The organism is Pseudomonas sp. GW821-FHT12A04, assembly GCF_058807755.1.
Genome location: NZ_JBXAQZ010000017.1, coordinates 83,914 through 96,497, shown reverse-complemented (window position 1 = coordinate 96,497; position 12,584 = coordinate 83,914). Strand labels below are relative to the sequence as shown.

General features: G+C 59.9%; 9 protein-coding genes. 6 read left to right on the top strand and 3 right to left on the bottom strand.

Features of this window, described 5'->3' with window-relative positions; translation table 11 throughout:
• Positions 1–55: 55 nt before the first annotated feature.
• Positions 56–1,285: a multifunctional CCA addition/repair protein gene (locus AC1RS8_RS24840; protein WP_489339335.1), complete on the top strand. Its 1,230-nt coding sequence runs from the start codon at positions 56–58 to the stop codon at positions 1,283–1,285.
• A gap of 82 nt (positions 1,286–1,367) precedes the next feature.
• Here AC1RS8_RS24840 and folK read toward each other — a convergent pair whose 3' ends face one another.
• Positions 1,368–1,886 (bottom strand): 2-amino-4-hydroxy-6-hydroxymethyldihydropteridine diphosphokinase, encoded by a 519-nt coding sequence (folK, locus tag AC1RS8_RS24835; RefSeq protein WP_489339336.1) that lies wholly within the window; start codon positions 1,884–1,886, stop codon positions 1,368–1,370.
• Complete coding sequence (gene folB / locus AC1RS8_RS24830) at positions 1,877–2,233, bottom strand: dihydroneopterin aldolase (RefSeq protein ID WP_008051601.1); 357 nt, start codon at positions 2,231–2,233, stop codon at positions 1,877–1,879. Before folB ends, folK begins: the two co-directional genes overlap by 10 nt.
• Before the next feature lie 74 nt (positions 2,234–2,307).
• Here folB and plsY point away from each other — a divergent pair, with 74 nt between their 5' ends.
• Positions 2,308–2,877, top strand: coding sequence for a glycerol-3-phosphate 1-O-acyltransferase PlsY (plsY, locus tag AC1RS8_RS24825; RefSeq protein ID WP_057713064.1), 570 nt, complete (start codon positions 2,308–2,310; stop codon positions 2,875–2,877).
• Between the two features lie 23 nt (positions 2,878–2,900).
• Here the strand turns inward: plsY and tsaD are convergent, their stop codons facing one another.
• Complete coding sequence (gene tsaD / locus AC1RS8_RS24820; protein ID WP_057713063.1) at positions 2,901–3,926, bottom strand: tRNA (adenosine(37)-N6)-threonylcarbamoyltransferase complex transferase subunit TsaD; 1,026 nt, start codon at positions 3,924–3,926, stop codon at positions 2,901–2,903.
• 199 nt (positions 3,927–4,125) lie between these two features.
• On the opposite strand from tsaD, the gene rpsU reads away from it, so the two are divergent.
• The 4 genes from rpsU (at position 4,126) to AC1RS8_RS24800 (ending at position 12,574) form a co-directional block, all read left to right on the top strand.
• Positions 4,126–4,341, top strand: coding sequence for a 30S ribosomal protein S21 (gene rpsU / locus AC1RS8_RS24815; RefSeq protein ID WP_002551877.1), 216 nt, complete (start codon positions 4,126–4,128; stop codon positions 4,339–4,341).
• Between the two features lie 481 nt (positions 4,342–4,822).
• Entirely contained in the window at positions 4,823–6,790 is a 1,968-nt protein-coding gene (dnaG, locus tag AC1RS8_RS24810) for a DNA primase (RefSeq protein ID WP_008051597.1), read from the top strand.
• Positions 6,791–6,857: 67 nt separating this feature from the next.
• The gene (gene rpoD / locus AC1RS8_RS24805; RefSeq protein WP_057713062.1) at positions 6,858–8,705 is read left to right on the top strand and encodes an RNA polymerase sigma factor RpoD; all 1,848 of its coding nucleotides are present in this window, start codon (positions 6,858–6,860) and stop codon (positions 8,703–8,705) included.
• A 122-nt stretch (positions 8,706–8,827) separates the two neighbouring features.
• Complete coding sequence (locus AC1RS8_RS24800; RefSeq protein WP_150814000.1) at positions 8,828–12,574, top strand: bifunctional diguanylate cyclase/phosphodiesterase; 3,747 nt, start codon at positions 8,828–8,830, stop codon at positions 12,572–12,574.
• Positions 12,575–12,584: the final 10 nt, after the last annotated feature.

The following is a 12,584-nucleotide window of genomic DNA, read 5'->3' as shown; positions in this document are numbered from 1 at the left end:
GTGCCTCCGAAAGCTCGATGCAACGGTTATCCTGTCGAGCTAACGGAGGTTTTTTATGCGTATTTATAAAGTCGGCGGTGCGGTACGTGATCGCCTGCTGGGCAAACCGGTTACCGATATCGACTGGGTTGTGGTCGGCGCTACCACCGAAGAAATGCTCGCCAAGGGCTTTCGCCCGGTGGGCGCGGACTTCCCGGTGTTCCTTCATCCCAAAAGCGGTGAGGAATACGCCCTCGCCCGCACCGAGCGCAAAAGCGGACGCGGTTATGGCGGGTTCACTTTTCACGCCAGCCCTGAAGTCACCCTCGAAGAAGACCTGATCCGCCGCGACCTGACCATCAATGCCATGGCCGAGGACGATCAGCAGAACCTGACCGACCCGTACCACGGCCAGCGCGATCTTGAGGCACGCCTGCTTCGCCATGTTTCCCCGGCATTTGCCGAAGATCCACTCAGGGTCCTGCGTGTTGCCCGCTTCGCGGCGCGTTACGCGACGCTGGGTTTTACCGTTGCCCCGGAAACCCTGGCGCTGATGCGCCAACTCAGCGAGTCAGGCGAACTTGAAGCGCTGACCCCCGAGCGCAGCTGGAAGGAAATTTCCCGCGCCCTGCTGGAGGATCAGCCACAGGTATTTGTTGAGGTTCTGCGCGCATGCGGCGCACTCAAGGTTCTGATGCCCGAGGTCGACGCGCTGTTTGACGTACCGCAACCACCCGCCCATCACCCGGAAATCGATACAGGTGTACATACCCTGAGCGTGTTGCAGCAAGCCGCACTACACAAACAGCCACTCACCGTGCGCTGGGCGTGCCTGCTGCACGACCTGGGCAAGGGACTGACGCCAGAGGATGAATGGCCGCGACACATTGCCCACGAGTTCAAGGGCCTGAAGTTGATCAAAGCGGTCAATGAACGTTTCAAGGTGCCGAGGGACTGCCAGGAACTGGCGCTGCTGGTGGGCGAGTACCACACCCATGGGCATCGCGCCCTTGAGCTGAAGCCATCGACATTGCTGGAGTTGTTGCAAAGCTTCGACATTTACCGTCGGCCACAGCGGTTCGAGGAGTTCATCGCCGCCTGCGAGATGGATGCGCGTGGACGCAAAGGGCTGGAAGAAAGAAGTTACCCACAGGCAGATTACTTGCGCGGCGCGGCAACTGCGGCGCGTAGCGTGGCGGTTCAGCCGTTGCTGGAGAAAGGCTTCAAGGGGCCGGAGTTGGGGAAGGAGATCAAGCGCGAGCGGCTCAAGGCGCTGAAGGCTTACAAAGAGGCGACGTCTGCCTGAAAAGCTTCGCGAGCAAGCCCGCTCCCACAGGAATTGCATCGTACCTGTGGGAGCGAGCCTGCTCGCGAAGACGTCAGTAAGGTCACAACAAACCTGAAGGTGTCAGCTGTTCACCGCGCCATTCGAACGCTACTGGCGCCAACACCTGATCGATCTGCGCTTCAGCCCACAAAGTCGCAAAACTCTTGCCTGCGCCCGGGTGCACGCGATCCGGCGCTATCAACGACAACGGCCACAGAACGAACGCATTTTTCAGAATTTCTGCCCGCGGCAAGATCAAGCCATCGAAATTGCCCACCTGGTCACCGAACAACAATACGTCGATATCCAGCGGCAAACCTCGGCGATCCGGTGCGTAACGACCGTTATCCGCCTCAATGAACTTCAATCGACGATCAAGTTCCATCAGCGGCAGATCGGTATACGCCGACACCACGAAATTGAAGAACGGCCCGCTCTTGATGCCCACCGGCTGGCTTTCGAACACCGCCGAACAGCGGATATCGACAAGGAATGCCGCCAGAGCATCGAGTCCCGCCCGCAAATGGGTTTCACGCTCGATATTGCTACCGAGCCCGAGGTACACCTGAGTCAGCGACATCCGCGCTCGATCTCCACGCCCACACCGCCGGTGGCCGCCGGGACGGCCCCGGGCTTGGTCAGCTTAAGGCGCATCCAGGTGATCTTGAATTCGCTCATCAGCACTTCAACCAGGCGCTCGGCAAAGGTTTCCACCAACTGGAATTGCGCCTGCTCGGCAAACGCCTGGATGCGCGAGGAAACACTGGCGTAGTCGAGCGCCAGGGTCAGGTCATCACCGGCTGCGGCCGGGCGATTATCCCAGGCGAAACTCAGGTCAAGACGCAAGCACTGTCGGATGCCTCGCTCCCAGTCGTAGGCACCAATCACCGTGTCGACTTCCAGGCCCTCGATAAACACTCTGTCCAAGCACTTCTCTCCGCTACACGACAAGGGCGCAATGCGCCGTTAGAATCAGGGCTTCCTCGCCCGGAATAGTTAGCATGTTTTGGTTATTGGCGATCCTCGCCTACCTGCTCGGCTCTCTGTCCTTTGCCATTTTGCTCAGCCGCATGACCGGTAACCCCGATCCGCGAATGAGTGGCTCGGGCAATGCCGGTGCCACCAACATGTTGCGCCTGGCCGGCAAGAAGCTCGCCATCCTGACCCTGCTCGGGGACCTTTGCAAAGGCCTGCTGCCGGTACTGATTGCGCGTCTTGCGGGTCTTTCGCAGCAGGAACAGGCCTGGATCGGCGTCTATGCCGTCATCGGCCATCTGTTTCCGTTGTACTTTCGCTTTCGCGGCGGCAAGGGCGTCGCCACCGCTGCCGGCATGTTGCTGGGACTGTACCCGCCCGCTGCCCTTCTGGCGGTCTGCACCTGGCTCTTGACGTTCTACCTGACCCGCACCAGCTCCCTGGCCGCCCTCATCGCCACACCGCTGACCTTGCCGTTGCTGGCCTGGCAAGAACCGGCCGCCCTGCTGCCCATGAGCACGCTCACCGGGCTGATCGTATGGCGTCATCGCGGCAATCTACGCGACCTGTTTGCCGGGCGCGAACGGCATTTCTAGCCGCCGGACATGAGCACCGCTCATCACAATGCGGTCAACTGCTCCATCGGCCAACGCGCCTGCACGCTGATCGCCAGGCTTTCCTGCTGACCGGCCTGCAAGCGCTGGCAGCCGGCAAAGGCAATCATCGCGCCGTTATCGGTGCAGAACTGCGCACGGGCATAAAACACATCGCCCTTCATGTCGCCGAGCATTTTCTCCAGGGAAGTGCGTAACGCCTTGTTGGCACTGACGCCCCCTGCAATCACCAGGCGCTTCATGCCAGCGGCCTTCAGGGCACGCTTGCACTTGATGGTCAAAGTCTCCACCACGGCCTGCTGGAATGCCAGCGCGATGTCGCAACGGGCTTGCTCTCCGTCGTCCCCGGCGTTGACGCACTGTTGCCAGGTGTTCAGCGCAAAGGTTTTCAGGCCACTGAAGCTGAAATCCAGGCCCGGACGGTCGCACATCGGCCGCGGGAAGACGAAACGCCCTGCAACGCCTTGTTCTGCAAGGCGAGCGATCTCCGGTCCGCCCGGATAATTGAGCCCCATCATCTTGGCCGTCTTGTCGAAGGCCTCGCCGGCGGCGTCATCCAGGGTCTCGCCCAGAAGCGTGTACTGACCGATTCCGTCGACCTGAACCAGTTGCGTGTGACCACCCGACACCAACAAAGCGACGAACGGAAATTCCGGCGGTTGCGACTCCAGCATCGGCGCCAGCAAATGGCCTTCCATGTGATGCACGCCAAGGGCCGGAATACCCCAGGCAAAGGCCAGCGCCTGAGCACAGGAAGCCCCTACCAGCAAGGCACCAACCAGGCCAGGACCCGCGGTGTAGGCGATCGCATCGATCTCGGTCGGCACGCAGTCGGCCTCGGCCAACACCTGACGAATCAAGGGCAGCATGCGTTTGACGTGATCGCGTGAAGCCAGCTCCGGCACCACGCCACCATAGGCACGGTGCAGGTCGATCTGACTGAACAACGCGTCGGCCAGCAGGCCGCGTTCACTGTCATACAATGCGACACCAGTTTCGTCGCAGGATGTTTCTAATCCCAGTACTAGCATGGGTTTGCGCCTTGTTTAGGCTGAATTCGAAGGCGCGCATAATAGTCGTCGCGTGATGCCCCTACCAGCGGTTTTCGATCAGAGGCTTTGCATTCCGAGCGTTGAGGGGTTAACATCCGCAACCCTTAAAAACCGACGTCTTCAAGTGCTCTTTTGCCGCGAGGATGTTGACCCCGGTAATGAATGAAGGTAGCTCTGGATGCCAGCCGTCAAAGTAAAAGAGAACGAACCCTTCGACGTAGCTCTGCGTCGTTTCAAGCGCTCCTGCGAAAAAGCCGGTGTACTGGCTGAAGTTCGTAGCCGCGAATTTTACGAGAAGCCAACTTCTGAGCGTAAGCGCAAAGCAGCAGCCGCTGTTAAGCGTCACGCCAAGAAAGTTCAGCGCGAACAGCGCCGCGCCGTTCGTCTGTACTAATACACAGACGATCGTAGCAAGCTTCTGCCAAGCCCGGCCCTCAGCCGGGCTTATGGCATTTGCGTAAAACGCTTGATGCTTCACTGTCAAAGCCGCAGACGCGACCGAGACAAATCTGCTTCACCGCGTCAGACCTGGCTCTTTTGCCAGCGGTGCACGTCTTTTCTGACGAGCCTTTCAAGGCTACTGACGAGCACACCCACTGATTCCTCTCACGACGATCAGCCCAAGGCACCTGCTTGCGTGCCAGATGATGAGCTATCCGGGGCCTTTGATTGGCCACAGCGGATTCAGCGCAACACATTCAAACAGTCGAATACTGATTGGCATTAACGTCAGTGGATTTTCGGCAGATACACTTCCCGACAGCGATTACGCAGACGACACTGGTCGAGCCGCACACTTTGCGCGCCTCAAACAATGACCGCGTTCGGTCGCCGTACGTTTCGGGTTCCTTTTCAGCGCAGATGACGAGAACGCCATGGCCGGGCTAATTCCCCAGAGCTTCATTGACGACCTTCTGAACCGCACCGACATCGTCGATGTGGTTAGCTCGCGCCTGCAATTGAAAAAGGCCGGCAAAAATCACACTGCCTGCTGCCCGTTCCACAAGGAAAAGACTCCGTCGTTCAGCGTCAGCCCCGACAAGCAGTTCTATTACTGCTTCGGCTGCGGCGCCGGCGGCAACGCCCTCGGCTTCATCATGGACCACGACAACCTGGATTTCGTCCAGGCTGTCGAAGAACTGGCCAAAGCCGCCGGCATGGAAATCCCCCGCGAAGAAAGCGGCCGGCCGCACAAACCGCGACAGCCGACCGATTCGCCGCTGTATCCGCTACTGAGCGCCGCTGCCGACTTTTATCGCCAGGCCCTCAAAAGCCACCCATCGCGCAAGGCCGCCGTGGAATACCTGAAAGGTCGCGGGCTGACCGGCGAAATCGCCCGGGACTTCGGCCTGGGCTTTGCTCCGCCTGGCTGGGACAACCTGTTCAAGCACTTGAGCAGCGATACCCTGCAACAAAAAGCCATGATCGATGCCGGCCTGCTGATCGAAAACGCCGAAAGCGGTAAACGCTACGACCGCTTCCGCGACCGCGTGATGTTTCCGATCCGCGACAGTCGCGGGCGCGTCATCGCCTTCGGCGGCCGGGTATTGGGCGACGACAAGCCGAAATACCTGAACTCCCCGGAAACCCCGGTTTTCCATAAAGGCCAGGAACTCTACGGCCTGTATGAAGCGCGCAAGACCAACCGCAACCTCGACGAGATCATCGTCGTCGAGGGCTACATGGACGTCATTGCCCTGGCCCAGCAAGGCCTGCGCAATGCCGTCGCGACCCTGGGCACCGCCACCAGCGAGGAACACCTCAAGCGGCTGTTTCGCGTCGTGCCCAGCGTGCTGTTCTGCTTCGACGGCGACCAGGCCGGCCGCAATGCGGCATGGCGGGCGCTGGAGGCGACACTTTCGAGCCTGCAGGACGGTCGTCGCGCACGCTTTTTGTTCCTGCCCGAAGGCGAGGACCCGGACACCCTGGTCCGCTCCGAAGGCACCGACGCCTTTCGCGCACGGATCAACCAGCACGCGCAGCCACTGGCCGATTACTTCTTCCAGCAACTGACGGAAGAAGCCGACCCGCGCTCGCTTGAGGGCAAGGCCCATATGGCCACCCTCGCCGCGCCGTTGATCGACAAAGTCCCGGGCGCCAACCTGCGCACCCTGATGCGTCAGCGCCTGAGCGAAATCACCGGCCTGAGCGGTGAAGCGGTCAGTCAGCTGGCACAAAGCGCCCCGCAAGAAGCACCGCCGGCCTACGACCCGGGCATCGATTACGACGCGATGCCCGATTACAGCGACTATCATCAGCCGCAGGCACAGGAAATGTATGTGCCGCAGCAGGAATGGACGCCGAAGAAACCCGGTGCAGGAGGCAAGAAATGGGACAAGAAACCGTGGGACAAGAATGGCAAACGGGGCGGTGATCGTGATCAACCCCGCGCGCCACGGGTGCCCGCCGCCGTAGAACCGCCAACCCTCGCCGCCTTGCGCACGTTGCTGCATCACCCGCAACTGGCCGAAAAAGTCGAGGATGCCGGGCACTTCGCCGCCGAGGATCACACCAACACGCAATTGCTGGTGGCGCTGCTCGAAGCTGTACAGAAGAATCCCAAGCTAAACTCAATTCAACTGATTGCGCGTTGGCACGGCACAGAACAAGGCCGCTTGCTCAAGGCCTTGGCGGAAAAGGAATGGCTGATTGATGGAGATAACCTTGAACAACAGTTTTTCGACACCATTACTAGCTTGTCAGCCCGCCAACGCGAGCGAAACCTGGAACAACTTCTGCGAAAAGCGCGTCAAAGCGAATTGACCAGCGAAGAGAAAAATCAACTGCGCGACCTCTTGAGTCGCAATGTTTCCGCATCAAACCCGACCTCAACTGGCGCGTGAGGTCATAGCTCAGGTATAATCCTCGGCTTGTTTTTTGCCCGCCAAGACCTTCAGTGGATAGGGTGTTATGTCCGGAAAAGCGCAACAGCAGTCTCGTATCAAAGAGTTGATCACACTTGGTCGTGAGCAGGGCTACCTGACTTACGCGGAGGTCAACGACCACCTGCCGGAGGATATTTCAGATCCGGAACAGGTGGAAGACATCATCCGCATGATCAATGACATGGGGATCAACGTATTCGAGGTTGCGCCAGATAAGGATTCCCTTATGCTGGCCGACGCCGATACCGACGAAGCCGCAGCCGAAGAGGCCGCTGCAGCGTTGGCTGCGGTCGAGACCGACATTGGTCGCACTACCGACCCGGTGCGCATGTACATGCGCGAAATGGGTACGGTGGAGCTCCTCACGCGTGAAGGCGAAATCGAAATCGCCAAGCGTATTGAAGAGGGCATCCGTGAGGTGATGAGCGCAATCGCGCACTTCCCTGGCACGGTTGATCATATTCTCTCCGAGTACACCCGCGTCACCACCGAAGGTGGTCGCCTGTCCGACGTTCTGAGCGGTTATATCGACCCGGACGACGGCATCGCGCCGCCTGCGGCAGAAGTGCCGCCGCCGATTGACGCGAAAGCCGTCAAGGCGGATGACGATTCCGACGACGAAGAGGGTGAAGCCTCCGATGACGAGGAAGAAGCCGAAAGCGGTCCGGATCCGATCATCGCTGCACAGCGTTTTGGCGCTGTGGCCGATCAGATGGAAATCACCCGCAAGGCGCTGAAAAAGCACGGTCGCAACAACAAGGCAGCGATTGCCGAGCTGTTGGCCCTGGCCGAGCTGTTCATGCCGATCAAACTGGTGCCGAAGCAATTCGAAGGCCTGGTCGAGCGTGTTCGCAGCGCCCTGGATCGCCTGCGTCAGCAAGAGCGCGCAATCATGCAGCTCTGCGTTCGTGATGCGCGCATGCCGCGTGCCGACTTCCTGCGCCAGTTCCCGGGCAACGAAGTCGACGAAAGCTGGAGTGATGCCCTGGCCAAAGGCAAAGGCAAATACGCTGAAGCCATTGGTCGTCTGCAGCCGGACATCATCCGTTGCCAGCAGAAGCTGACCGCGCTGGAAACCGAAACCGGTTTGACCATCGCCGAGATCAAGGACATCAACCGTCGCATGTCGATCGGTGAGGCCAAGGCCCGCCGCGCGAAGAAAGAGATGGTTGAAGCCAACTTGCGTCTGGTGATCTCCATCGCCAAGAAGTACACCAACCGTGGCCTGCAATTCCTCGATCTGATCCAGGAAGGCAACATCGGCTTGATGAAAGCGGTAGACAAGTTCGAATACCGTCGCGGCTACAAATTCTCGACTTATGCCACCTGGTGGATCCGTCAGGCGATCACTCGCTCGATCGCCGACCAGGCCCGCACCATCCGTATTCCGGTGCACATGATCGAGACGATCAACAAGCTCAACCGTATTTCCCGCCAGATGTTGCAGGAAATGGGTCGCGAACCGACCCCGGAAGAGCTGGGCGAACGCATGGAAATGCCTGAGGACAAGATCCGCAAGGTATTGAAGATCGCTAAAGAGCCGATCTCCATGGAAACCCCGATCGGTGATGACGAAGACTCCCATCTGGGCGACTTCATCGAAGACTCGACCATGCAGTCGCCAATCGATGTTGCAACCGTTGAGAGCCTTAAAGAAGCGACTCGCGAAGTACTGTCCGGCCTCACTGCCCGTGAAGCCAAGGTATTGCGCATGCGTTTCGGTATCGACATGAATACCGACCACACCCTTGAGGAGGTTGGTAAGCAGTTCGACGTGACCCGTGAGCGGATTCGTCAGATCGAAGCCAAGGCGCTGCGCAAGCTGCGCCACCCGACGAGAAGCGAGCATCTGCGCTCCTTCCTCGACGAGTGATCACAGAACCCCCGGCCCAGGCCGGGGGTTTTGCTTTGTACAGATTAAATCCCCCTGCTTCCCCCCTCCGCCCTGTAGCCGTCTACACTCGAAACATTCCCCCGAGCCATAACGAGACCGTTATGCCCAGACTGCCGACCGTGCTTTTTTTGCTGTCGCTGATGACCTGGACCGCAACGGCTGGCGCGCTGACTCTCACTGACGAAGAACGTAGCTGGCTGGCGGCTCACCCGGAATTGCGCCTGGGTGTCGATGCGTCATGGCCGCCCTTCGAGTTTCGTGACGATGAGGGCCGCTACCAGGGCCTTGCCGCGGATTACATTGAGGTCATCCGCAAAAGGCTGGCAACCCGGCTCACGCCCATCGAGCCGGTGAGCTGGACCGCCGTCCTGGAACAGGCCAAGAAGGGCAAGCTGGACCTGCTGCCGGGCATCATGTCGACCCCGGAACGCCAGAATTACCTGTCGTTCACCCGCCCCTATCTGGATTTTCCGATTGTCATCCTGGCCCATGTCGGAGGCCCTCAGCCACATAACCTAAAAGACCTGTACGGCCTGAAAATCGCCGTGGTGGAAAACTACGCCCCCCACGAACTGCTGCGCACCCACCATCCTGACTTGAACCTTGTGGCGATGCCCAACGTCAGTTCGGCGCTGCAGGCGCTGGCCATCGACGAAGTAGACGCAGTGGTAGGCGATCTGGCTTCCAGCGTCTGGAGCCTGCGCCAACTCAAGCTCGATGGGTTGTATGTCAGCGGTGAAACGCCCTATCGCTATCAACTGGCCATGGGTGTACCCCGCAACAACAAGATGCTGGTCGGCATTCTCGACAAAGTCCTGGCGGACATGAGCCCGGCTGAAATCAGCGCCATTCAGGAGCATTGGGTCGGTAACGTCCTCGATCATCGAACTTTCTGGAGTGACTTGCTGGTGTACGGCCTGCCCGGATTGCTGCTGCTGACTACCGTGCTGGCGGTGGTTATCCGCATCAACCGCCGCTTGAGCTCGGAAATCGCCCGCCGGGTCGACCTTGAACAGGAACTGCGCAGCAGCGAATACCACTACCGCGGCCTGGTGGAGAGCCTGTCGGCAATCGCCTGGGAAGCAAAAGTCACGGACTTCACCTACAGCTATGTATCGCCCCACGCCGAAGACCTTCTCGGTTATCCCCTGTCCCATTGGCTGATTCCAGGCTTCTGGCGCAACATCATTCACCCCGCCGACCTGACCCGAGCCCAGACCTTCTGCGATCACGAAGTACTGGCCGGGCGCGATCACCGCCTCGATTACCGGGTGATCACCGCCGACGGCCGCTGCCTGTGGGTGCGAGATATCGTCAGCCTGATCGAGCACGGGCATGAGCCGGTGCTGCGCGGCTTGATGATCGATATCACCGACGCCAAGCGCACTGAAGAAGCACTGCGCCTGTCGGAACAGAAATTTGCCTCCGTGTTCCAGCAATGCCCGGACATTCTGGTGATCGCGCGCCTGAGCGACGGTTGCCTGCTGGAGGTCAACGAAGCGTTCGAGGAGCAAATCGGCCTCAAGGCCGAGGACGTCATTGGCCAGACCGCCACCAACCTGAACATCTGGGGGATTCCCGGTGTCGGGCCGGGCCTGCTGCAACGCTTGCAGGCCGGCAGCATCCGCAACCTGGAAATGCCCTTTCGCCGCAGCAACGGCCAGGTGTTTACCGGCCTGATCTCCGCCGAACCGTTCGACCTCGACATGACACCGGCGCTGGTGGTCGTGGTGCGGGACATCACCCAACTCAAGGAAACCCAGCAACAGCTGCAAACGTCCGAAGAAAAATTCGCCAAGGCCTTCCACGCCTCCCCCGACGGTTTGCTGCTGTCACGGCAAAGCGATGGCTTGCTGTTGGAGGTCAACGACGGTTTTAGCCGCATCACCGGGTTCAACAGCGCCATGTCGGTGGATCGTTCGGCGCTGGACCTGGGGATCTGGGTCAACCTCAATGAACGCAAGCAAATGCTCGATCTGCTGCGCCGCGATGGTTTTGTCCGCGACTTCAGCTGCCATATCCGCCGCAGCGACGGGCAGATCCGACTCTGTGAAGTATCCAGCCGACCACTGCCGATTGGCGATGACGACTGCATGCTGACAATCGCCCGGGACATCACCGAGCGGCACCTGATGCAGGAAAAACTGCAACAGGCCGCCACCGTGTTCGAAAGCACCGCCGAAGGCGTGTTGATCACCGATACCCAACAGCACATCAGCGCGGTCAACCGTGCTTTCACCGAAATCACCGGTTACAGCGAAAGCGAAGCCCTGGGCCACACGCCACGCCTGCTCGCCTCGGGCCTGCATGACAGCGCGTTCTACGCGGCCATGTGGCATCAATTGACCGCCGAAGGCCACTGGCAAGGCGAGATTTCCAACCGACGCAAGAATGGCGAGCTGTATCCAAGCTGGCTGACCATCAGTGCCGTGCGCAACCGGGAGAACTTCATCACCCACTTTGTCGCGGTGTTCGCCGACATTTCCAGCCTCAAGCACGCCCAAGCCAAACTCGACTACCAGGCACACCACGACCCGCTGACCGGCCTGCCGAACCGCACGCTGTTCGAAAGCCGTCTGCTGACGGCGCTCAACAGCCAGCAGGAAAACGGCGGCCAGGGCGCGGTGCTGTTCCTCGACCTCGACCGCTTCAAACACATCAACGACAGCCTCGGCCACCCGGTCGGCGACCTGCTGCTCAAGGGCATTGCCGTGCGCCTCAAGGAACAGTTGCGTGACATCGACACCGTGGCGCGCCTGGGGGGTGACGAATTCATTATCCTGCTGCCAGGCCTGCAACAATCCAGCGATGCCGACCACATCGCCACCAAACTGCTCAACTGTTTCGCCGCGCCGTTCCAGGCCGGTGAACACGAGTTTTTCATCAGCGCCAGCATCGGCACCAGCCTCTATCCGAAGGATGGCTGCGACGTTGCCACACTGATCAAGAACGCCGACGCCGCGATGTACCGCTCCAAGGCCAAGGGCCGCAACCGTGTCGAAAGCTACACCCGCGACCTCACCGCCCAGGCCAGCGAACGCGTGGCGCTGGAACACGAACTGCGCCGTGCCATCGAGCGCAACGAGTTGCGCCTGTGCTACCAACCGAAAATCAGCCTCGAAGACTACAGCCTGGTCGGCGCCGAAGCCCTGATCCGCTGGCACCATCCGACCTTTGGCGACGTGCCGCGGGAACACTTCATCCCGCTGGCCGAAGAAAACGGCATGATCCTGCAAATCGGCGACTGGGTCCTGGAAACCGCCTGCCGGCAGATGGCCGAATGGCACCGGCTGTACGAAAATCCCGGCCCGCTGTCGGTCAACCTGGCCGGTGCCCAACTACGCCAACCCAACCTGCTGGGTCGCATCGAACAGTTGCTCAAGGACAACGGTCTCAACCCTGGTTTCCTGCAACTGGAAATCACCGAAAACTTCATCATGAGCCAGGCGGAAGAAGCGCTGGCGGTATTGCATCAACTCAAACAACTGGGCGTGCAACTGGCCATCGATGACTTCGGTACCGGCTACTCGTCCTTGAGTTACCTCAAGCGCCTGCCGCTGGACATTCTCAAGATCGACCAGTCCTTCGTCCGCGGCCTGCCGGACGATCCCCACGACGCGGCGATCGTCCGCGCCATCATCGCCCTCGGACGCAGCATGCAGTTCACCGTGATTGCCGAAGGAGTCGAGACCCACGCGCAACAGCAATTCCTCGCCGCCGAAGGCTGTGAACAAATCCAGGGCTACATCGTCAGCCTGCCCCTACCCCCCGACGAATTTGCCGCAACGTTTCTTCGTACAGCAGTAAAGGCTTTTTCGGATAGCACAGTCGCAAAACCGTCGCTATAATCCGCGACCT

Excerpts from the sequence above, each read along its gene's own strand:
- AC1RS8_RS24840 (WP_489339335.1), top strand. The coding sequence starts at position 56 with ATGCGTATTTATAAAGTCGGCGGTGCGGTACGTGATCGCCTGCTGGGC.
- folK (WP_489339336.1), bottom strand. The coding sequence starts at position 1,886 with ATGTCGCTGACTCAGGTGTACCTCGGGCTCGGTAGCAATATCGAGCGT.
- plsY (WP_057713064.1), top strand. The coding sequence starts at position 2,308 with ATGTTTTGGTTATTGGCGATCCTCGCCTACCTGCTCGGCTCTCTGTCC.
- tsaD (WP_057713063.1), bottom strand. The coding sequence starts at position 3,926 with ATGCTAGTACTGGGATTAGAAACATCCTGCGACGAAACTGGTGTCGCA.
- rpsU (WP_002551877.1), top strand. The coding sequence starts at position 4,126 with ATGCCAGCCGTCAAAGTAAAAGAGAACGAACCCTTCGACGTAGCTCTG.
- dnaG (WP_008051597.1), top strand. The coding sequence starts at position 4,823 with ATGGCCGGGCTAATTCCCCAGAGCTTCATTGACGACCTTCTGAACCGC.
- rpoD (WP_057713062.1), top strand. The coding sequence starts at position 6,858 with ATGTCCGGAAAAGCGCAACAGCAGTCTCGTATCAAAGAGTTGATCACA.
- AC1RS8_RS24800 (WP_150814000.1), top strand. The coding sequence starts at position 8,828 with ATGCCCAGACTGCCGACCGTGCTTTTTTTGCTGTCGCTGATGACCTGG.